21 protein-coding genes are annotated in these 21,080 nt (G+C 65.9%); 9 read left to right on the forward strand and 12 right to left on the reverse strand.

The genetic code is table 11. The annotated features are described in order from the left end of the window. Positions 1-4: 4 nt before the first annotated feature. The 4 genes from AAFF27_14995 to AAFF27_15010 form a co-directional block, all read right to left on the reverse strand. Positions 5-772: an enoyl-CoA hydratase-related protein gene (locus AAFF27_14995; protein ID XAH21334.1), complete on the reverse strand. Its 768-nt coding sequence runs from the start codon at positions 770-772 to the stop codon at positions 5-7. Continuing rightward, positions 769-2,043, reverse strand: coding sequence for an acetyl-CoA hydrolase/transferase C-terminal domain-containing protein (locus tag AAFF27_15000; protein ID XAH21335.1), 1,275 nt, complete (start codon positions 2,041-2,043; stop codon positions 769-771). Before AAFF27_15000 ends, AAFF27_14995 begins: the two co-directional genes overlap by 4 nt. A 338-nt stretch (positions 2,044-2,381) precedes the next feature. Then, positions 2,382-3,242 (reverse strand): CoA ester lyase, encoded by an 861-nt coding sequence (locus AAFF27_15005; GenBank protein ID XAH21336.1) that lies wholly within the window; start codon positions 3,240-3,242, stop codon positions 2,382-2,384. Positions 3,243-3,272: 30 nt separating this feature from the next. Next, positions 3,273-4,490, reverse strand: coding sequence for a CoA transferase (locus AAFF27_15010; protein ID XAH21337.1), 1,218 nt, complete (start codon positions 4,488-4,490; stop codon positions 3,273-3,275). A gap of 176 nt (positions 4,491-4,666) precedes the next feature. Here AAFF27_15010 and AAFF27_15015 point away from each other — a divergent pair, with 176 nt between their 5' ends. After that, positions 4,667-5,398 (forward strand): IclR family transcriptional regulator, encoded by a 732-nt coding sequence (locus AAFF27_15015; GenBank protein ID XAH21338.1) that lies wholly within the window; start codon positions 4,667-4,669, stop codon positions 5,396-5,398. Positions 5,399-5,463: 65 nt separating this feature from the next. On the opposite strand, the gene AAFF27_15020 is transcribed toward AAFF27_15015, so the two are convergent. The 3 genes from AAFF27_15020 to AAFF27_15030 are packed head-to-tail and all read right to left on the reverse strand — an operon-like array spanning position 5,464 to position 7,857. After that, complete coding sequence (locus AAFF27_15020) at positions 5,464-6,339, reverse strand: amidohydrolase family protein (GenBank protein ID XAH21339.1); 876 nt, start codon at positions 6,337-6,339, stop codon at positions 5,464-5,466. A 10-nt stretch (positions 6,340-6,349) separates the two neighbouring features. Beyond that, a complete protein-coding gene (locus tag AAFF27_15025; protein XAH21340.1) occupies positions 6,350-7,315 on the reverse strand; it encodes a tripartite tricarboxylate transporter substrate binding protein in 966 nt (321 codons plus the stop codon). Between the two features lie 2 nt (positions 7,316-7,317). After that, positions 7,318-7,857, reverse strand: a complete 540-nt coding sequence (locus AAFF27_15030; protein XAH21341.1) for a cupin domain-containing protein — start codon at positions 7,855-7,857, stop codon at positions 7,318-7,320. Positions 7,858-8,096: 239 nt separating this feature from the next. Between AAFF27_15030 and AAFF27_15035 the strand changes: the two genes are divergently transcribed. The 5 genes from AAFF27_15035 to AAFF27_15055 are packed head-to-tail and all read left to right on the forward strand — an operon-like array spanning position 8,097 to position 12,942. Next, positions 8,097-9,275 (forward strand): acyl-CoA dehydrogenase family protein, encoded by a 1,179-nt coding sequence (locus AAFF27_15035; protein XAH21342.1) that lies wholly within the window; start codon positions 8,097-8,099, stop codon positions 9,273-9,275. Next, complete coding sequence (locus tag AAFF27_15040; protein ID XAH21343.1) at positions 9,272-10,471, forward strand: CoA transferase; 1,200 nt, start codon at positions 9,272-9,274, stop codon at positions 10,469-10,471. The genes AAFF27_15035 and AAFF27_15040 overlap by 4 nt, the downstream gene beginning before the upstream one ends. Further along, complete coding sequence (locus AAFF27_15045; GenBank protein ID XAH21344.1) at positions 10,468-11,583, forward strand: CoA transferase; 1,116 nt, start codon at positions 10,468-10,470, stop codon at positions 11,581-11,583. Before AAFF27_15040 ends, AAFF27_15045 begins: the two co-directional genes overlap by 4 nt. Then, positions 11,580-12,086, forward strand: coding sequence for a MaoC family dehydratase (locus AAFF27_15050; GenBank protein ID XAH21345.1), 507 nt, complete (start codon positions 11,580-11,582; stop codon positions 12,084-12,086). Before AAFF27_15045 ends, AAFF27_15050 begins: the two co-directional genes overlap by 4 nt. 37 nt (positions 12,087-12,123) lie before the next feature. Continuing rightward, the gene (locus tag AAFF27_15055) at positions 12,124-12,942 is read left to right on the forward strand and encodes a GntR family transcriptional regulator (protein ID XAH21346.1); all 819 of its coding nucleotides are present in this window, start codon (positions 12,124-12,126) and stop codon (positions 12,940-12,942) included. A 99-nt stretch (positions 12,943-13,041) separates the two neighbouring features. On the opposite strand, the gene AAFF27_15060 is transcribed toward AAFF27_15055, so the two are convergent. From AAFF27_15060 to AAFF27_15075, 4 genes are all read right to left on the reverse strand, one after another. After that, on the reverse strand, positions 13,042-14,547 hold the full coding sequence (locus AAFF27_15060; GenBank protein ID XAH21347.1) for a methyl-accepting chemotaxis protein: 1,506 nt from the start codon (positions 14,545-14,547) through the stop codon (positions 13,042-13,044). 93 nt (positions 14,548-14,640) lie between these two features. Further along, positions 14,641-15,633 carry a succinylglutamate desuccinylase/aspartoacylase family protein gene (locus tag AAFF27_15065; GenBank protein ID XAH21348.1) on the reverse strand — a complete coding sequence of 331 codons (993 nt, stop codon included), beginning with the start codon at positions 15,631-15,633 and terminating at the stop codon, positions 14,641-14,643. 1 nt (position 15,634) lies between these two features. Beyond that, positions 15,635-16,615 carry a tripartite tricarboxylate transporter substrate binding protein gene (locus AAFF27_15070; protein ID XAH21349.1) on the reverse strand — a complete coding sequence of 327 codons (981 nt, stop codon included), beginning with the start codon at positions 16,613-16,615 and terminating at the stop codon, positions 15,635-15,637. Between the two features lie 156 nt (positions 16,616-16,771). Beyond that, a complete protein-coding gene (locus AAFF27_15075) occupies positions 16,772-17,713 on the reverse strand; it encodes a LysR family transcriptional regulator (GenBank protein ID XAH21350.1) in 942 nt (313 codons plus the stop codon). 172 nt (positions 17,714-17,885) lie between these two features. Between AAFF27_15075 and AAFF27_15080 the strand changes: the two genes are divergently transcribed. From AAFF27_15080 to AAFF27_15090, 3 genes are read left to right on the forward strand one after another with little or no spacing between them, the layout of a single operon-like run. Then, positions 17,886-18,764 carry a PhzF family phenazine biosynthesis protein gene (locus tag AAFF27_15080; GenBank protein ID XAH21351.1) on the forward strand — a complete coding sequence of 293 codons (879 nt, stop codon included), beginning with the start codon at positions 17,886-17,888 and terminating at the stop codon, positions 18,762-18,764. An 11-nt stretch (positions 18,765-18,775) separates the two neighbouring features. Further along, complete coding sequence (locus tag AAFF27_15085; protein ID XAH26245.1) at positions 18,776-19,165, forward strand: Rid family detoxifying hydrolase; 390 nt, start codon at positions 18,776-18,778, stop codon at positions 19,163-19,165. Between the two features lie 54 nt (positions 19,166-19,219). After that, positions 19,220-20,002 (forward strand): SDR family oxidoreductase, encoded by a 783-nt coding sequence (locus AAFF27_15090; GenBank protein XAH21352.1) that lies wholly within the window; start codon positions 19,220-19,222, stop codon positions 20,000-20,002. 182 nt (positions 20,003-20,184) lie between these two features. Here AAFF27_15090 and AAFF27_15095 read toward each other — a convergent pair whose 3' ends face one another. Beyond that, positions 20,185-21,075, reverse strand: coding sequence for a LysR family transcriptional regulator (locus AAFF27_15095; GenBank protein XAH21353.1), 891 nt, complete (start codon positions 21,073-21,075; stop codon positions 20,185-20,187). Positions 21,076-21,080 lie beyond the last annotated feature (5 nt).

Here is a 21,080-nt window from a genome sequence, read left to right on the forward strand (position 1 = left end):
TGGTTCATTTGCCGGTCCAACGAGGCGCCCGCTTCTCTGCGAAGGCCCTCGGGCCTTCCTGCGCGTCGTCGCTCAGGTAGACGCTTTCGAAAAGGTGCTGCGCCGCGCGCAGCCCTGCGGACCGCCCCATCTCCGACGACAGGTAGACCAGCTCGCGTGCGGCCTTGACGGTCAGCGGTGCGTTGGCGGCGATGCTGCGGGCCATGTCGAGGGCGCGCTCGCGTAGTTGCGGCAGCGGAACGACGTCGTTCACGAAACCCAGCGCCATGGCGCGTTGCGCTGACATCGGTTGCGCCGTGAGCAGCAGCTCCATCACCACGCGTTGCGGCAGCATGTGCACCAGCGGCGCGGCCCAAGGCATGCCCCGGCCCACCTTCGCCTCCGTGATGCCGAACTTCGCGTGGTCTGCGGCAATGCACAGGTCGCACATCTGTGCAAACAGCCAGCCCCCTGCATACGCCACGCCATTGACCGCGGCGATCATGGGCTTGCTCACATGCTCGACATCGCCAAGCACCGGCAGCATGTCGCGCGGCGGCACCCGCAGCCCTGTAGCGGCGGCCTCCTTCAGGTCCATGCCCGCGCAGAACGCTTGGTCCCCGCTGCCGGTGAGGATGCCCACGCGCACCGCGTCGTCCTGCTCCAGCGCGCGCCAGGCCTTTCGCAGGCCGTCGATGACCCCGCGATTGATGGCATTGCGCTGCGCCGGCCGGTTGAGGGTGATGATGGCGATGCAGCCCTCGACGACTTCATAGCTGACTTCGTCGTTCATGATGCGTCCCTCAAAAACGCGTGCGCATCTCGCAGCAGAGACTCTCGGTGCTCAGGCGCCGCAATCGCCACCATCGCCCGCACGCGCTCACGCAGGCCCAGCCCGCGCAGCCGCGCGATGCCATGCTCGGTGGCGATGACGTCAACGTCGCTGCGCGCGGTGGTCACCGGGCCTGACAGGCGGCTGACGATCTTGCTGTCACCGGTCTTACCGGTAGCGGCAAGCGCCACGATGGAAACCCCGCCTTCGGACTGCACCGCAGCACGGACAAAGTCCACCTGCCCGCCCACCGCACCGATGTAGTCCGCGCCGATCGCCTCTGCGTTCACCTGCCCGGTAAGGTCTACCTCGAGCGCGGAGTTGACCGATACCAGGTTCTTCACGCGCGACAAGGTAGACAGGTGGTGCGTATAGCTCGTCGGGCACAGGCGCAGTTGCGGGTTGCGGTGCGCAAAGCGATACAGCCGCTGGGTGCCAAACAGCACACCCGAAATGCTTACGCCCTCGTCCAGGCCCTTGTGGGCGTTGGTCACAACGCCTCGCTCCATCAGGTCGACCAGCGAATCCCCCACCATGCCGGAATGCACGCCCAGGTCGCGCCGGTCAACCAGCAGCGAGACGATGGCCTCTGGCACGGCGCCAATGCCCATCTGCAGGGTTGCGCGGTCGGGGATGAGGTCTGCCACATGGGCGGCAATGCTGCGTTCGAGCGCGCCAAATTTCGCAGCCGGCAGCTCCAGCGGTGCCCTGTCGGTGTGCACCGCAACGGTGATCTCGCTGGCCCTCAGCGGCGCGTCGCACGGCGTCCACGGCACCTGACTGCTGACCTCGGCAATGACAACCCGGGCGCGCGAGATGGCCGTGCGCAGGTAGTCGTTGACCAGCCCGAAGCTGTGCTCTCCCTGTTCGTTGGGTGGGCTCACCATCAGCATGACCACGTCGCTGCGGATGCTGCCCTGGCGGATCAGGTCTGCCACCGCCGAGATGTGGCACGGCACCGGGTCCAGCACGCCAGCGCTCGACAACTTGCGCAGTGTGCCGATGCCGCCGATGCCCTTGAAGCGCAGGTGATCGGCATGCTCGGGCTGGAACGTCGTAGAGAAGCCCGAACCGAAGAAGATGCCCGCGCCGCTGAACGCCGCGCGCTGCGCGACCAACTGCTCCGTCAGGCTCAAGGGCTCGCCGGTGCCCTGCCCGAACACGATGCCGTCGCCGGGGCGGATGTAAGCGGCCAGGTCGATGCTGGCCGGTGTTTCGGTGTGCTGCGCCATGTCAGTTTTTCACAGTTCCCGCGCGTGATGCGCTGTGCGTGAGCCCTTTTGTGCGTTTGGTGAGCGTGCACAAGACACCGGGTACTCCCCTTCGCGAATGTCCCCCGCCTGCGGCTCCTCCTTTATTTCGCTGCGGGAAGCACCCGATGCCCTGCGCACGTGGGCACGCTGTTGATGTGCGACCGATCAACAACCGCGGCGCATGACGATCACGTCGATGGGGGGCCTTGCGCAGCGAAATAGAGGGGGAGGCCGCAGGCCGGAGGACATTCGCTTCGCTGCGCACCCCGTCGGCGTGATCGCGCACCACGCTACAAACAGAAGGGCTGGAGTTCATCTCAAACATCCTGCGGCGTAGCAAGCACAGCGAGCGAGCGCTTCAGCAGCGGCCCATCGACCATCCGCCCCTCGAAGTCGATGGTGCCGATGCCGCGCGCAGTGGCCTCTTCATAGGCCTGCACCAGGCGCGCGGCATAGGCGCGCTCCTCCGGGGTGGGCGAGAAGGCCTCGTTGGCGAGCTTCACCTGGGCCGGCGCGACGCAGATCTTTCCCTGGTAGCCCAGGTCGCAACCCTTAGCGGCGTCCTGCCGAAACAGCGCGTCGTCACGAATGTCCAGCACCGCCTGGTCGATGGCCACGCGTTGCGCGGCGCGTGCCGCCATCACCACCCACGAGCGCGCCGTAGCGACCTCTTCGCCGCCCGGCGTGCGCCGGCCACCGATATCCGCCGCGAAATCCTCGGCGCCGAAATAGACCGCGCCCAGGTGCGGCGTGTCGTCGCAGATCTTCACCGCGTTCAACACCCCGCGCACCGACTCGATGCCGCCGATGATGGTGCGCGGTCGCGCGCGCGGCGCCTGCGCGTCGCGCTGCCTGATCCAGTGGGCCACCGGAAACGCCTGCTCGGGGGATTCAAGCTTGGGAATCACGACGGCGTCGATGTCACAGGCGAAGGCGGCTTCCAGGTCGGCCAGGTAGTGCGGTGAATCCGGCACGTTGACACGGATGGCAAGCATGGTTTGCAGCCCTGCCTCGCGCACCTGGCGGACCGTCTCGCCCAGCATCTGCCGCGCCTTGGCCTTCTCCAGCTCGGGCGTGCCGTCCTCCAGGTCGATGACGCAGCAATCGGCGCGAAAGCGCTGGAACTTCACGACAAGTTCAGGCCGGTTGGCCGGGGCGAAGAAGAGCGAACGGATCATGGGAGCGGGGTCTCCAGGGTGGACAAGCGGCTACGCAGCCAGGGGCGGGTGTGGCAATGCCTGGGCGGCGCTACCCGCGGCCAACATCGCATCGATTTCTTCGGCGGCGTAGCCGGCCTGCTGCAGGATTTCGCGGGTGTGCTCACCCTGGCGCGGCGCCGCTCTTGCCACATCGGGCGTGCTGTTCTGCCAGCTCATCGGCATGCGCATCGAGCGGATCGGGCCCTCGCTTGGGTGCTCGACGATCGAGAAGAAACCGGTCGCCTTCAGGTGCGGGTCTTGCAGGATGCTTTCGAGGTCGTGCATGGGCATGAAGGGCACGTCTGCGCGGTCGAGGATGTCCACCCACTCGGCGGTCGAGCGCTCTTCAAAGATCGTGCCGAGCGTGCCGTACACGAAGTCGATGTGGCGGGAGCGGCCCGCATAAGAGGCAAAGCGCTCGTCCTCCAGCAAGGCATCGCGGCCGACCGCACGCAGGAAGCTGCCCCACTGCTTGTCGTTGTAGACCAGCGCGCAGATATAGCCATCGCGTGTGCGGTACGGGCGGCGCTCGGGCGACAGCTGGCGCGCGTAACCGCCCGCGTCAAGTGCAGGCTCGTAGGTGAGCCCGCCCAGGTGGTCGCCCAGCACGAAGGCGACCATGGTCTCGAACATCGGGACGTCGACGCGGTCGCCCCGGCCGGTGCGCTCGCGCGCCAGCAGGCTCGCGAGGATGCCGCCCACTGCGGTCTGGCCGACGATGCGGTCTGCCAGCGCTGTGGGCACGTAGCGCGGAATGCCGCCAGAGGCGCGCGCGATCAGCGCGGGCAATGTCGCGCCGCCCTGGATCAGGTCGTCGTAGGCCGGCCGGGCCGCATAGGGGCCATCCTGGCCGAAGCCGAAGAGCCCGGCATAGACGATGCGTGGGTTGATCGATGCGACTTCTTCATAGCCCAGCCCCAGGCGGGCCATGGCCTGGGGCCGGACGTTGTACATGAGCACGTCGGCATCGGCGATCAGGCGCTGCAGCGCGGCCAGGCCGCCGGCCTGCTTCAGGTCCAGCACGATGCTGCGCTTGTTGCGGTTGGCGTTGAGAAAGACCGGGCCCATGCCCTCATTGCGCAGCGGACCGATCTGGCGCACCAGATCGCCTGAGGGCGCTTCGACCTTGATCACGTCGGCGCCCATGTCGCCCAGTGCCTGCGAGGCAAAAGGCCCCATCAGCACAGACGTCATGTCCAGCACCTTGATTCCGGCAAGTGGTCCCATGGTCTCCTGTCGCGGCCGCCGCTGTCGTGGCGGCCGTCTTTATCATTCATGTTTGTGAACAAATCATACATATACATGAATGAAAGCACAATACCAACCGGGCGCACCCCTCGGGTAAAGTGGCGCGTCCCCGGTTTTCAACCCGCTCGTTCCTGCCTCGAAAGCGCCCTCCCCAAGTGATAGTCAAGCAAGCCGCCAACGTCCTGGACCTGATCGAGTTCTTTGCGGCCCACCGTCGCCCAGCCACGCTGGCCGACATCGCAAAGCATTTCGACTGGCCGCGCTCCAGCACCTTCAACCTGCTGGGCACGCTGGCCGCGCGCGGCTTTCTCTACGAGCCGCGTGCGCGCGGCGGTTACTACCCGGCACCGATGTGGGCGGCACTGATCCGCGAGATCGAATCAGCGCAGCCGATCCCGGCTGAATTCCATGGCCTGCTGGAGACACTGGCCAGCGAGACCGGCGAGACCGCGGTGCTGGCGGCCGCCAGCGGCTCGCACGCCCTCTTCCTGGATGCGGTGGAGTCGCCGCATGCCGTGCGCTACACCGCACAGCCGGGCAAGCTGGTGCCGCTCCATGTCACCGCCACCGGCCGCGCACTGCTGTCGCAGATGACGCCCGAAGACCGCGCCGCCATCCTGCGCAAGGCGGTGTTCAAGCGCTACACGCCCACCACGCTGATGACCGCCCAGGCGGTCGAGGAAGCGGTAGAGGCCTCGCGCGGGCTTGGGTGGTTCGAGGGGCGCGGCGAGTACACGCTCGACCTCGGTGGCATCGCCGTGCCGCTCAGCCTGGCCAACCGGCAGTTCGCGGTGCTGGTGGCGGGGCCACTGACGAGGATCGAGCACCGGATCGCGGAGTTCGTGGACATCGTTCAGGCAGCCATCAGCCGACAGTTGTCGAAGTGAGCACCGCTTCGGGCGCGCTCACCTACGAGGGCAGGCTGATCGACCAGTCCGCGATTGATCATTGATCACGCCACGAAGCCATACAGGCGCCGCGGGTTGTGAACAAGGACGGCCTCGCGGCGCTGCGGATCGGGCACCCAATCGGCCAGCAGATCAAGCAGGTCACCCGTGTTCGGCATGACGCCGCGAAAGCTCACGTGGGGCCAGTCCGAACCCCAGACGCAGCGCTCGGGTGCGGCCTCGGCGAGCGCGCTGGCGAACGGGATGGTGTCCGCGTAGGGCGCCGGTGCGCGCGAGAGCCGGAACCCGCCAGACAGCTTCACCCACGCACCGTCGCGTACCAGTTGCACCAAGGTGCGCGCGGCCTCCTCCATCCCCTCGCCCGCATGGACATAACCCATGTGATCAAAGACGGCCGGCACGCGCAGCCTGGCGATTCTTGGGGCGAGTGGCCCCAGTTGGCCAGGCTCAACCAGAAACTGCAGGTGCCAGCCAAGCTCCGCGCACAAGGCGTCATAGCGCTCGAGATCGGCCACGCCCACACCGCCACCGGTGGTGGTGTTCAAGCGCAAGCCGACGACCCCCAACGCCTTCAGGCGCGCCAGCTCGGCCTCGGGCAGGTCCGGCCTGACCACGGCGATGCCGCGCAGACGCTCAGGGTGGGCTTGCAGGGTCTGCAGCATCAAGCTGTTGTCAGTGCCGTGCACGCTCACCTGGACCAGCACGCCACGGGCCATGCCGGTGGCATCCAGCATCCGCAGGTAGGCGCTCGCGGGCGCTGGCTGTGGCGTATAGCTGCGTGCCTCTATGTAGGTGTCACCGATGACATGCGCATGCGCGTCCACGGCACCTTCGGGCAGCTTGTAGCGGCGCGGCGGCCGCGGCTGGGCGTCGGGCGCTGGATCGATTTCAAGGCGACTGTTTGCGTGCGATGCAATCATGGACGCCCGCCTAGCCTGCCTTGACGCGCCCGCTGGCCACCATCTGCTGCATGAAGTCGTTCTCTGCGCGCATCGTGCGTTCGTAGGCCTCGCCCGTGCCCCAGAAGACAGAAGACCCCATCTTCTGCATGCCGGCCTGGAAGCGGGCCTCCTGCACCGCCGCACTCGCGGCCGCCTGGAACGCGGTGACCACCGCATCCGGCGTGCCGCTGGGCGCGGCAATGCCCAGGTAGGTGGTCACGTCGAAGGGCTCCTTGCCCAGCGTCGAGACGGAAGGCACGCCCGCCAATTGCTCCAGCGGCGCACCAAACACAGCCAGCGGAACCAGGTCGCCGGATTCGATATAGGGCCTGGAGGTGGATATCTGGTCGGCGGCCAGCTCGATCTGGCCCGCGAGCATGTCCTGCAGCATCGGGCCGGAGCCCTTGTACGCGATGCCGTTGAAGCTCACGCCCGCCACCATCTCCAGGTCCAGCATGGCCAGATGGTTGGGCGTACCCAGGCCGCTATAGCCCATGGCCACCGCAGACGCGCCCGCCTTGGCGGCCTGCACCACCTCGGCCAGCGACTTGAACCGACTGCCCTTCTTCACCACCAGCACCAGCGGCGTCTTGCTGACCAGGCACACCGGCCGGATGTTGGTCAAGGTATAGCCAACCTTCACCAGGTGCGGCGTGACCGAGAACACGCTGGGCGCCGAGAACAGCAAGGTGTGGCCATCGGGCCGCGACCCGACCAGGTGCATCGCGCCAATCGCACCGCCACCACCCGCCTTGTTGTCCACGATGACCGACTGCCCCACCGCCTTGGACAGCGCATCAGCGAAGAGGCGCGCGGTCAGGTCGGCGTTGCCGCCGGCCGCATACGGCACCACCAGCGTGAGCGCCCGCGAGGGAAAGGCCTGCGCGAAGCTCAGCCCAGACACGGGCGCAGCCAGCGCTGCGCCGGCCGCCTGCAATAACGTGCGTCGGTCCATGCTCAGTCTCCTTGGGTGATCGTGTCGGCATCGGCGGCGAAGAAAGCACCCGCCTTGAACACCGTGGGTTGTGCCGCAACGCCATTGGCTTTGGCATCACCAGCCGCGTACTGGCCGCCCGGGTCCTTGCGGCTCTGCAGCGCCTCCCGCGGGATCGAGAACCTGGGGTCCAGGTCGGACGAGTCCTTGACCGCCCCGCCGCCCACCCGGAACATCACCAGATTGCCGCCGCCCTCCTCCGCGTGGAAGCGGTAGCGCGTGCCGCGCGGCACCATCACCCCTTCAAACGCCCGCACGGACGAGGTGCTGCCGTCACCAAAGGTGAACACCGCCTGCCCCTGGAGCACAAGGAACACGTGGTCCTCGATGTCATGGCTGTGCAGCGCGTTCTCGCCGCCTGACGAATAGACCTTGGAGTGCGCCCACAGCATCGGCGCCAGGCCCAGCAGCTCCATGGTGGCGCCGCCTTCCAGCAGCGGCAGGTTGCGCATGGAGAAGACCAGCTTTGAGGCCACCGAGGCGGCATCGGCAAGAGTTGTCACAGGGGAATCCTTTCGTCTGGACCACGGGACACGTCTGTGCGTCATGGTTTATTTGTACGGACAATCAAATTTATACGAACAAGCACGTGACTCAAGCCGGGTTAACACCTAAAACATCGCACGATTCCACTCTGTTTTCAGCGGAATAAATGCGATTTCCACAGAAGTCAGCCAAGTGCCTGCAGTTGACAAATGCGCGGAATGGTTTTTATAGTTGTACGTACATTTTAGGAAACAACATGGACGTACGACGCAAACCCCACACCATTTCAGCCGAGGACGAGGCCGAGTTCATCGCCGCCATCGACCGCTGGATCGAACGCTCGCTCAAGCCGGAAGTGGTCCGCGACTTCGATCACGCCGACCGCTACCCCGCGCAGATCGTGGAAGAGATGAAGGCCCTCGGGCTGTTTGGCGCCACGGTTGGCACCGAGTACGGCGGCCTTGGCTTGCCCGCCAGTACCTACGCCAAGATCGTGATGCGGATCTCTTCCGTATGGATGGCCGTGACCGGCATCTTCAACTCGCACCTGATGCTGGCGCTGGCGATAGAGAAGTTCGGCACCGAAGACCAGAAGGACGAATGGCTGCCAAGGCTCGCCTCCGGCGAGGTGCGCGGCGGCCTGGCCCTGACCGAGCCGGACGCCGGCACCGACCTGCAGGGCATCCGCATGACGGCGCGCCGCGAGGGCGGGCACTATGTCATCAACGGCGCCAAGACCTGGATCACCAACGCAGTGGAAGGCTCCTGCTTTGCGCTGCTGGTCAAGACAGACCCGGAGGCGCAGCCGCGCCACAAGGGCATGAGCCTGTTCATCGCGCCCAAGGGGCCGGGCTTCTCCAGCGGCCGCAAGCTGGAGAAGCTGGGCTACAAGAGCATCGACTCCGGCGAGCTGATCGCCGACGGCTACGTGCTGGGCGCAGAACACCTGATAGGCGGTGTCGAAGGCCAGGGCTTCTACCAGGCAACCGGCGGGCTGGAGCTGGGCCGCATCAACGTGGCCTCGCGCGGCGTGGGCATTGCCGAAGGCGCGCTGCGCCTGGCAACCCAGTACGCGCAGATTCGCAAGACCTTCGGCAAGCCGATTGCCGAGCACCAAGCGATCGCGCTGAAGCTCGGGGAAATGGCCACGCGCGCTCGCGCCGCGAGGCTGCTCACGCTGGACGCCGCGGCGATCTTCGACCGCGGCGAGCGCTGCGACATGGAGGCCGGCATGGCCAAGTACTTCGCCTCGGAGGCGGCACTGGAGAACAGCACCGAGTCGATGCGCATCCACGGCGCCTACGGCTACTCCAAGGAGTACGACATCGAGCGCCTGTACCGCGATGCGCCGCTCACCTGCATCGGCGAAGGCACCAACGAGATGCAACGCATCATCATCGCCAAGCAGTGGGTCAAGAGGAACCCCGCCGCATGAGCGCGGCCCGCGACGGCGCAAGCCGGCCGGCGCACCTGCCGCTGCAGGGCGTGAAGGTGATTGCGGTGGAGCAGTTTGGCGCCGGCCCGTACGGCACCATGTTCCTCGCCCACCTGGGTGCGGAGGTGATCAAGATCGAGAACCCCGCGCAGCGCGGCGACCCGTCGCGCCACAGCGGGCCCTACTTTCTTGGCCAGGACGACAGCGAGTACTTCCAGGGCTGGAACCTGAACAAGCGCAGCGTCACGCTGGACCTGAAGTCGCCCGAGGGCCGCGCCGCGTTCGAGGAACTGGCGCGCGGTGCCGACGTAGTGCTGAACAACCTGCGCGGCGACCAGCCCGCCAAGCTGCGGCTCGACTACGCAGCCTTGTCGGAGCTGAACCCGTCGCTGGTCTGCGTGCACATCTCGGCCTACGGCCGCGACACCAGCCGCGCCGCCTGGCCCGGCTACGACTACCTGATGCAGGCCGAGAGCGGCCTCATGCACCTGACGGGCGAGCCCGACACGCCGCCCGCGCGCATCGGGGCGCCCTCCATCGTGGACCACATGACCGGCGTGACGTCCATCATCGGGCTGCTGGCCGCGCTGCTGCGCGCACGCGAGACCGGCCAGGGCTGCGATGTGGACACCTGCCTGTACGACGTCGCCCTGCACCAGTTGGGCTATGCGGCCACCTGGTACCTCAACGAAGGCCATGTGTCACAGCGCCAGGAGCGCAGCGCGCACTACTCCATCGCCCCGGTCCAGACCTTTCCCACCGCCGACGGCTGGATCTTCATCATGTGCATGACGCAGAAGTTCTGGGAAGCGCTGCTGATGGCTATCGGCCGCCCGGACCTGCGCGATGCGCCGCTGTTCCAGACCATGGAGTCGCGCAACAAGCACCGCGTGGCCCTGAGTGAAGTGCTGGACGCCGAGTTCCGCCGCCACCCAACCAGCCACTGGCTCGCCCGGCTCGAAGGCGTGCTGCCGGTTGCGCCGGTGCGCGGCCTGGCCGAGGCACTGGAGAGCGACTTCTTCCACGAAAGCGGCATGCTGGCAGAGGTGGACCATCCGGCCAAGCCTGGCCTGCGCGTACTCGCCAACCCGTTGAAATTCGACGGGCAACGCCCGGCGTTGCGGCCCTGCGCCGCGCTGGGCGCCGACACGGAACGCGTTCTTGCAATGCTGGCCGTAGAAGGAGGCACGCCATGAAGCTGGCGGGCATTCGCGTCATCGATCTGTCCAACTTCCTGCCGGGCCCCTACCTCACGCTCGGCCTGGCCGATCACGGGGCGGAAGTGATCAAGATCGAGCAGCCGGGCGAAGGCGATCCGGGCCGGCACATCGGCCTGGCCGACGGGCCGCACACGGTCTTCTTCCGCAACCTCAACCGCGGCAAGAAGAGCATCGTGCTCGACCTGAAGCAGGACGCAGACCGCAGCGCCCTGCTGGCGCTGGCCGACAGCGCCGACGTCTTCGTCGAGTCGTTCCGCCCCGGCGTTGCCAAGCGCCTGGGCGTCGACTACGCAGCCGTGTCCGGGCGCAACCCCGGCATCGTCTATTGCTCGATCAGCGCTTTCGGGCAAGACGGCCCCTACCGCGACCGGCCGGCGCACGACCTGGCGGTAGAGGCGCTTTCAGGGACCTTGAGCCTGACCCTGGGCGACGACGGCCATCCGGCCATCCCGGGCATTCCCGTGGCCGATCTGCTCAGCGGGTTGCAGGGCCTCAATGGCGTGCTGATGGCCTTGCTGCGGCGCCAGGCCACGGGCCGGGGCGACTACATCGACATCGCCATGCTGGACTGCATGGTGGCGGCGCTGCCCAACGTGACAGGCCCGACCTTCGCAGAGGGCCGCCAGCCGCAGCCCAAGCTCGAACGCACCACGGGCGGCAGCGCCTTCTACCGGCTCTACCGCACCAGCGACGGCGCGCGCATTGCGCTGGCCGGCCAGGAACCCAAGTTCATCCACGCGCTGCTCAATGCCCTGGGCCGCCCCGAGCTTGCGGCGCTGTGCCTGCGCGGCCCGGGCGCGCACCAGCAGCCGGTGATGGACTTCCTCGCGCACAGCTTTCTGCAAGCCACGCGCGCGCAGTGGGAAGAGCGGCTGGCCGGACTCGATGTCTGCTTTGGCGCCGTCAACACCCTGCCCGAGGCCTTGCAGGACCCGCAGGTGGCGGCGCGGCGCATGGTGGCTCGCGACGGCGACGGGCGGCCGCACATCGCCAGCCCCGTCCGCTTCCTCCACGAGCCCGCGGCGCCCTGCCTCGACTCGCCTCTTCTCGATCAACACCACGCGCTTCTGAAGGAAATCAACCCATGACCCGCACCGTCGTAGAAATCGCTCCCGGCCGCTTCCGGGAGAGCTTCGGGCGCTACTTCGAGGACTTCGAGATCGGCCACGTGTACGAGCACCGGCCCGGCCGCACCATCACTGAGAACGACAACATCACGTTCACGCTGATGACCATGAACACGCACCCCCTGCACTTCGACAACGCCTACGCGGCGCGCTCCGAGTTCGGCCAGGCGCTGGTGAACAGTTGCCTGACCCTGTCCATCGTGGTGGGCATGAGCGTGAGCGATGTGAGCCAGAAGGCCATCGGCAACCTGGGCTGGAACGACATCAAGCTGGTGAGCCCGGTGTTCTGCGGCGACACCCTGTACGCCGAATCCACCGTGCTGGCCAAGCGGGAATCAGCCAGCCGCCCGACCCAGGGCATCGTGACCGTCAAGACATCGGGCAAGAAGGCCGATGGCACCGAGGTGATCCGTTTCGAGCGCACCGTGCTGGTCCCCAAGCGGGGACACGGCATCGAAGACTGACGGGTCCGTACAAATCGCGTGAGGCAAAATTGCCTTCATGCCCAAAACTGCGAAGAATGCCAAGGCCCCTGCGCCGCCAGCCAAGCGGCCTGCGGCGCGCGCGCGCGTGCTGCCGGCGCTTGCGGCAGCGTCTGGCGAGCCCTTGTACCGACAAGTCGTCCAGTCGCTTCGCAGCGACATCGTCAAGGGCGTGTTCCCGGTGGGCTCGCAACTGCCAACGGAAGGCGAACTGGTCGAGCGCTTCGCCGTCAGCCGGCACACCGTGCGCGAGGCGCTGCGCCAGCTGCGCACCGACGGCCTGGTGGCCTCACGCCAGGGCTCTGGCACCACCGTGATGCCGCCACAGCCCAGCACGCCTTTCAACGTGCACCGCGTGACATCGATCGACGAGCTGATCGCCTACGCCACCGAAAGCCGCTACGAGGTGGACCACACCGACCTCGTGCACAGCGAAGACGTGGCCGACGATGACCTCGAACTGCCGGCAAAGCGGCGCTGGTTGCGGCTGCAGGGTTACCGCCTGAGCGACGAGCCCGGCGCCGCGCCCATTTGCTGGACCGAGGTGTTCGTCGCCGCCGAGTACGCCGGCGTGGAGCGCATGATGGGCCGCCAGCGCGGGCCCGTCTGGCGGCTCATCGAGGACATGTATGGAGAGCGCCTGGTCGAGGTCGAGCAGATGCTGCGGGTGCGCGGCGTCTCCGCCGAACTTGCCCAAGGCCTTCAGATTGAAGCCGGCTCCAGCGTGGTGGAGGTGCGCCGCACCTACAAGACCACCTCAGGCAAGGTGGCCGAGGTCGCCGTGAACCTGTACCCGGCCGACAAGTTCCGCTTCAACATGAAGCTGCGGCGCGCCTGAGTTGAAGCAAAGCACGCAACTATCAAATAGATAGCTATAAGCCCAGGCCACACCTTGGCAAAAGGCATATTTCATCAAAATATGCAGGCCAAACACGTTCTAAGCCGCCAACCGTTTGTAGACGCCGCAGCCGGCAAACAAGCCCTTGCCGATCTGCGTGACGAAGGACATCTTCGTCTGCACCTTGCCCGTCACCGGGTGGGTGATGTCGTACTCGACCCAGCCCGGGCCTGACTGGGCTTGCTGCACGATGGCGTCCAGCAGGCCCTGGCCGTCGATGCCGGGGATGTCTTGCACCTGCGTGCCGACCTTGGCCGGGTTGCCGCCAAAGGCGCGGTAAGCGCCTTGCGCATCGAGCACGAACACATACATGTCGCGGTCGTGGAAGGGCTGGGCCGGGTCGGTGATGGACTGCAGCCAGGCCGTGGGCGTAGGCTGCGTGCGGCATGCGTCCTGTGCGCGCCGCACCAAGGCCACGGCCTCTTCGGCCGTGCCTTGCTGCAACTGGAAGGCCTGGACGGCAGAGGCCAGCGTGGAGGCGCGCAGCTCCAGCTTGTGCGCCTGGGCCACGGCCTGCTCGACCATGCGCGCGTTGTGCTGGGTGAGCTGGTCGAGCTGCTGCACGGCGGTGGTGATCTCGGTCAGGCCGGCGCTTTGCTCTGCGCTGGCCAGCGATATCTCGGCCATGCTTTGCGCCACCGCGTGCATGCCGGGCGCGATGCCGGCCACGCGCTCGCCGGCCGAGCGGATCAGGCCGGCGCTGGCCTCGACCTGCGCGGTTGATGCGCCTATCAGCTGCCGGATCTCGCGCGCCGACGCGGCCGAGCGCTGGGCCAGGTGGCGCACTTCGGCCGCGACCACGGCAAAGCCGCGCCCTTCCTCGCCCGCGCGTGCGGCCTCTACCGCCGCGTTCAGCGCCAGGATGTTGGTCTGGAAGGCCAGGTCGTCGATCACGCCCACGATCTCGCCCATGCGCCGCGCGTCTTGCCGGATCGCCTCGACCGAGGCCACGGCTTGCGCCATGGTGGTGGCGCCGGCGTCTGCCGCGTCGCGCACGCCAGCGGCCTGGCCGTCAGAGCGCTGCGCGGTCTGCGCGTTCTGTGTCACGGTGGCAGACAGCTGCTCGACGCTGGCGGCGGTTTGCTCCAGATTGGCGGCCTGCTGCTCGGTGCGTTCGGCCAGGGCGCGGTTGCCCTCGGCCAGTTGGCTGCCGGCATGCGCCACCAGCGCGGCATTGCTGCGGATGTCGGCCACCATGGACGACAGCGTGAGCACCATGCGCCCCAGCATGCGGGACAGCTCGCCCAACTCATCCGGCCCTTGCTGCTGCAACTGCACCCGCAGGTTGCCGTCGGCCGCCTGGCGCATGGCCTGGGTCAGCGCCGCCAGGTCGGCCGCCATGCTGCGGTAGAGCGCCAGCACGCCGTAGGCGATCAGGGCCGCGCCCAGCGCCGGTACCCACCAACGGCCGCCGCCTTGCGACCCGGCGTGGAAGGATGCGGCCAGCGCCAGCAGCGCGGTGCCGGCCAGCAGCGCCAGTTTGCCCGGCAGCCGCAGGCGGCGCAGCAGCCACAGGGCGGGCCGGAAGGGATCGAATGCATGCACGGCACGACCTCCTCGTTTGCAAATGAGATGGCCTCCATCTTCAATGCATCCGTGCCCGCAGAACCGGCCCGGCCCGGCTGTTTGCCCTAGGTATTACCCGGGTACGGCCACGGCAGAAAGCGCTTGTGCATCCGATGCGGGACGCCGCCGCGCAAAGCGCACCACCGTCACGCCCTTGCGCGCCTGCCGGGTCGAGGGCATGACCAGCACGCAGTCGTCATAGGGCGTGACCACCGGCCCTTCGTTGAAGCCGATCACCGTGCCCTGCTTGGGGATGGTCTCCAGGCCGGTGAAGGCTTCGGTGAAGCTGAAATGTTCGCTGTGCGCGACCACGCCGCCCGTCACCTCCAGCACCCATTGCGCGGCCGGCGCGGGCTGGCGCCAGCCCGGCAGGGCCTGGTCGCACTCGCCCGCATCCCAGCAACCGGAGGCTTCGAGAAAGCGCGCGCACTGGTCCTGCGCCACGACCCGGCTGGCCGGATCGCCATGGAAGCCGCATTCGATCAGCAGCGAGCGCACGCCGGAGGCCTCTGGCGCAGCGAAGCGGCCGAAGTCGCGCATGCGCACGCCATCCTTGTGGCCGGCATCGACCACGATGTGCTCGGGCGCGCCCATGTGCACCGCCAGCGCCACGTTGGCCGCAGACAAACCAGCCAGCGACAGCGGCAGGCCTGGCTCGTGCATGGAATGCAGGTCCAACAGCCAGTCGGCCTGCTCGACAAAGGGCGCCAGCTCTGCCGCGCGGCGCCGCTCCTGGGTGGAGGCATCGGCCAGGCGCTCGGGCAGCCACTGGCGGTTCATGTCTTCATCGACAAAGCGCGAGGCGTCGTGGTGGGCCGCATCGAAGCGGTCAAAGGCGGCCAGGTTGCAAAAGGCCAGCGTGAGGCTGCCACGGCGCGGCCGCAGCCCGGCCTCCAGCAGGCCCTTCAAGGCCCAGGCGCCGCACAGCTCGTTGCCGTGCACCAGCGCGGTCACCAGCACCTTGCGGCCCGGCAGGCCGGAGTCGAAACGCCAGACACCTTCAACGCCGCAGTTGCCGGCGCGCCAGGCAGAGATATCAGGGACGGGCAGGGAAAAGGCGGACACGTCATTCATCCTTGATGTCGGCAAATTGCACGATGCTTTTGTACTTGGCTGTCTCCGCGACCAGGAAGGCCTGCAGGTCGGGCTGCGCGTTTTGCACGACGGAGCCGGCGGCTTCCATCTTCTTGCGGAACTCGGCCGACTTCAGGGATTCGGCCAGTGCCGTCTTCAGGCGCGTGGCCACGCCTTCGGGCAGGTTCGCGGGCGCCAGCAGCATGAACCAGACGTTGACGTCCACGCCCTTCAGCGCCGGGGTTTCGGCCAGGGCCGGGATGTCGGGCGTGACCGGCGAGCGCTGGACCTCGGTCGTGCCGATGGCCACCACCTTGCCGCTGCGGATCTGCGGCAGTGCGCTGGACAGCACATAGACACCGATATCCAGCGTGCCGCCCAGCAGATCGGTGGTGAGCGGCCCGGTGCCGCGATAGGGAATGTGCGTCATGAAAATGCCGGCCTGCTGCTTGACCATTTCACCGGCCACGTGCAGCGAGGTGCCCACGCCTGAGCTGCCATAGGTCACGCGCCCGGGCTTGCTCTTGGCAATGCGGACCAGGTCGGCGGTGTTCTTGATGCCGCTGGCCTCCGACGCCACCAGGATCAGCGGCTGCGTGGCCACCAGCCCGATCGGCGTGAAATCCTTCTGCGTGTAGTGGACCGACTTCTTCACCAACGCATTGATGGCGACCTCGTTGTTGGCACCCAGCAGCAGCGTGTAGCCGTCTGGTGCCGCCTTGGCCACCTTCTGCGCACCGATGGAGCCGCCGGCACCGCCGGCGTTCTCAATAATCACCGGCTGGCCCAGGCGCGGCGCCAGCTCTTGCGCCAGGGTGCGCGCCACCATATCGGTGCTGCCGCCGGGCGGGTAGCCGACCACCAGCGTGACCGTGCGCTGCGGGTAACTGGCGGCTTGCGCCAAAGCCGGTGCGGCGCTCACCAGCAAACAGGCGCTGAAGACGGCGTGGCAGGCCCAGGAGATTGTTTTCATCGCGATACCTCGTGAAGTGGTGCCGGCATTCTGGGAGTTGGGCGCCCCGTGCCTGGTGCTGAAATGGCACGGGCTTGTGCTATTTCACCGTATGCGTCAGACCAGCCCAACGAGATAGCCGTGCTCAAACGCTGGAAGTTCAGCTGAGGGCATGGCTCATTTCAGGTGAGGCGGCATCCACGGTGGTCCATTGCGAAATGCGTTCTCCATGAACCTCAAGAACGCAGCTGTCTTGTGGGGCGTGAACTTGATAGACGGTCGAACGATATAGATTGCTGACTTCGTATCGAACGTCCATCCGCGAATGATTCGCACGAGCCGACCCGCTGCGATGTCCTTGGCCACCAGCCAGTTACTTGAGCCGAGTATTCCCATACCGCTGCGGGCGGCATCGAGAAGGGCTTCACCTTCATTGCTGACGAAGGCGCTCTTGACACTGACCGTCTCCCTCGTTTCTCCGCGCATGAGATGCCAAGCGGGATAGCTGTTCAAGCCCGTATGCCCGAGACAGCTGTGCTTGCTGAGTTCTGACGGATGCCGGGGCTCACCGGCTCTTGCGAGGTACGCCGGAGAGGCACTCAGAATCCGGCTTTGGTCGCACAGTCGACTGGCCACTAGCCGGCTGTCTTCCAGCGTCCCGGCACGAACACACACATCGAATCCACCCGCAATGACGTCCACATAGGTTTCTGAATACTCGGCGTGGACCGTCAAGCCGGGGTGTTTGCTCGCGAAATCGACCATGAGTGGGCTCAGCCACATGCGGCCCAAAGCGCCAGGAAGCGACACGCGCAGTATCCCGGTCGCGTTCATTGAGTGTTGAGTCGCCTCCTGCTCTGCCACCTCAAGTACGTGCGCTGCGAACTTGACGCGCTCCAGGAAGGCATTGCCTGCCTCCGTCAGCCTCACCCGGCGGGTAGACCGTTCGATAAGCCTCACCCCGAGCCTGGCCTCGAGAGAGGCCATGCGCTTGGACATGACGGACGGATGACGAGACAGGCGGTCTGCAGCCTCTGTGAAGGAGCCCGTCTCAGCGATGGCCACGAATGCTGCGAATTCGTCGGAATGTTGCGCCTCAAAAATGGATGGGGCCGTCACAAGTCTGCCTGTGGATGATGGTTTCCGATTTTAGAGTGTGGCACCCAAGATGCTCCTTGATGCATCAATGTGATGTGCTGTGTGCAGCAATAAAACGGCGTGCCTGGTTAGAGTTAAGGCCAAGGGCAACGCTTCCTCGCCGGCCCTCAACTGCACGCAACACACGGCTCAAATGAACAAGCATTTCAAGGTGATCGACGTTTTTACGGATGTTCCATTCAAAGGGAATCCAGTTGCCGTTGTCTTTGATGCCGATGGCTTGAGCGGCGACCAAATGCAGGGCATCGCGAACTGGACAAACCTTTCAGAGACGACGTTCGTGATGCGCCCCACCAGTCCTGAGGCCGACTACAAGGTTCGAATCTTTTCACCCACGGTGGAACTTCCTTTTGCGGGTCATCCGACCATTGGGGTTGCACATGCCGTTCTCGAAACCGGAATCTGCTCAGCGCGCAATGGGCAATTGGTGCAGGAGTGCGGTGTTGGCCTGGTGAAGCTGAAGGTCAACGAAACCGACCCGATTGGCCGCAGCATCTTTTTTGACCTTCCGGCCGCCGCCTTCAATACTCTCGGTGACCAAGATTTCGAGGCAGTGACGGACATCCTCGGAATCCCGCGCTCCAGCATCCTTCACGCTGAATGGGTGAGTGTTGGCCCAAGCTTCATCGTTGTGCAGTTGCCAACGGCCGACCAGACGCTTCAACTGCAGCCCAAGCTGGATATGTTGTGGGAGTTCAGCAAGGCCATGGGCATCGTCGGCTTCGTCGTGTTTGGTCTCCACACCGACCGCCCTGACGCAACCATCGAATCGCGGGCGTTCTTTCCCATTCTGGGTATCAATGAGGACCCCGTCTGCGGCAGCGGAAACGGCGCCATCGCTGCATTCATTCACAAGACCGGCCAAACGGAGACCTTTGGGCGTTCGTACGTCAGCACCCAAGGCGTCATGGTGGGACGCGCTGGTCGCATCTCCGTAAACATCGGCACCGATGGGGCAGTGCAAATCGGCGGCCAATCCATGACCTGCCTGGACGGCACCATCAACACCTGAACGGAAACACGATCATGAAAACAATCATCACCACGGAACAAGCTCCAAAGGCTCTGGGCGCCTACTCCCAGGGCGTCGTCACCGGCGACTTTGTCTACACCTCTGGTCAGATTGGCATCGCCCCTCAGTCGATGAAGCTTGTTGAGGGTGTGGAAGCGCAAATTCGCCAAACGCTCACGAACTTGAAGGCCATCGTCGAAGCGGGCGGCGGAAGTCTTGCCGACGTCATCAAGCTGAGTGTCTTCCTCATCGAAAAGGACTCTTGGGCGCTCGTCAACAAGGTGATGGGTGAGTTCTTCACTGCACCGTTTCCAGCGCGCACGGCATTGGGCGTGGCCTGGCTCCCCCTTGGAGCAGAGGTAGAAATCGAGGCCATCGTACGTTTGGCGTCCAACGCTTGAATCGCCTTTTTCAACATCTGAAGATTGCGGCCTAACGGCTGCTGGAGAAGATTCATGAACATCCGTCTCGATGGCCGCGTAGCCCTTATCACTGGCGGCAGCAGCGGATTGGGCTTCGCCATGGCCCAGGAATTTCTCACCAACGGAGCCAAGGTCGCCATCGTCGCGCGAGGCGCAGAGGCACTGACGGTCGCGGTGGAGCAACTCGATGCGTGCTCGCAAGGCAACGTTGTTGGCTTTGTGGCCGATGTGGCAACCGCAGAAGGCACCCAGCATGCATTTGATGCAACCGTGAAAGCATTCGGTCAGGTCGACGTCCTGGTCAACAACGCGGGAAAGGCCCAGACGGGCTCGTTCGAAGAGGCGTCGGACGAGATCTGGCAGGCGGACATCGACCTCAAACTGTTCGCAGCCATCCGGCTGTCCAGGCTGGCATTGCCAGGTATGAAGCAGCGGAAGTGGGGACGCATCATCAACGTTCTCAATACGCAGGCCAAGGCACCGAAGGCAAATAGCGCACCGACCTCCGTCACCCGTGCGGCAGGCATGGCGCTTACCAAGGTGCTTGCAAACGAAGGTGCGCCGTACAACGTGCTGGTGAACTCACTACTTGTCGGCCTGATTGAGAGCGACCAGTGGAAGCGCCTCTACGACAAGAGTGCCAAGGACAAGCGCTATTCCGAGTTTCTTCAAGACTTGGGTGGCGCGGTTCCGCTGGGCCGAATTGGCAAGGCAGAGGAGTTCGCCAGCCTGGCAGCGTTCTTGGCATCCGAGGCCGGTGGCTTCGTCACCGGGACAGCCATCAATGTCGATGGCGGTCAAAGCCCCGTCGTTTGAGCATGACTGAAGACATAGCCCTGAAGGTCGAGCTGCACATAGCGACATGCATTTCACCGCGACATGCCTCCTTTGGGTTGGTAGCACGCCAATACTACAAAATAGATAGCTAATAGCCCAGGCCACAACTGGGCTAGAGGCATGTTTGACCAATATTTTCAGAGGCAGCGAGCAAAACCTGCTCAGCCCGCCAACGCCCGCCACACGGCCTCTGCCGCCACGCTCAGGCGGCGCTTGGGGCGGTACAGGCGCACCTCGAAGTGGATCTCCATCTGCTTGCCGCCGGCCACGGCAAACTGCCCGCTCTGGCAGGCGCCGTGCCCCAGGGACCAGGGCAGCCAGGCCACGCCCAGCCCGCGGTCCACGTACTCGTATTGCGCGTCGGCCGAATCGCATTCCAGCCGGCGCTGCAGTTGCGGCGCGGCCGGGTGGTTGGCCAGGTGGTCTTCCAGCAGGCGCCCCATGGCCAGCGTGGTGGGGTAGGCCAGAAAAGGCGTCGGCCCGGCATCAGACAGCTGGAACAAGGGCCGCCCCTGCACGTCGGCGCGCGACATGGGCACCAGGCGGTCGGTGGCCACCGTGACGTGCACAAAGCGCCGGGCGTCGAGCTTCACCGCCAGCACGCTGTGGTGGTAGATCAGCGCGAAGTCGACCTCGCCCTGCTCCAGCATGGCGGCGGCGTTGGCCAGGTTGTTGGTCTTGATGCACAGCTCTGCCCCTTGCAGCGCCGGCTGCAGCCGCGCCAGCCAGTCTGGCAACAGGGTGCGCGCCAGCGTGCGGCCGGTGGTCAGGGTGACCGTGCCGGCCTGCTGGCCGGCGGCCACATGCAGGGTTTCGCGCACGCCTTGCAGGCCGCGCAGCGTGGCCTCGGCGGATTCCAGCAGGGCCTCGCCGGCGGCGGTGAGGCGGATGGGCGTGCCGCTGCGCTCGATCAGCGGCGTGCCGGCCCAGGCCTCCAATGCCTTGATGCGCCGGCCAAAGGCGGGATGGGTGACATGGCGCAGCTCCGCGGCGCGGGTGAAGCTGCGCGTGTGCGCCAGCTCCAAAAAATCCTCAAGCCACTTGAGCTGCACGCCGC

The sequence above is a fragment of the Xylophilus sp. GW821-FHT01B05 genome (assembly GCA_038961845.1).
In the GTDB taxonomy this organism is placed as follows: Bacteria; Pseudomonadota; Gammaproteobacteria; order Burkholderiales; family Burkholderiaceae_C; genus Xylophilus.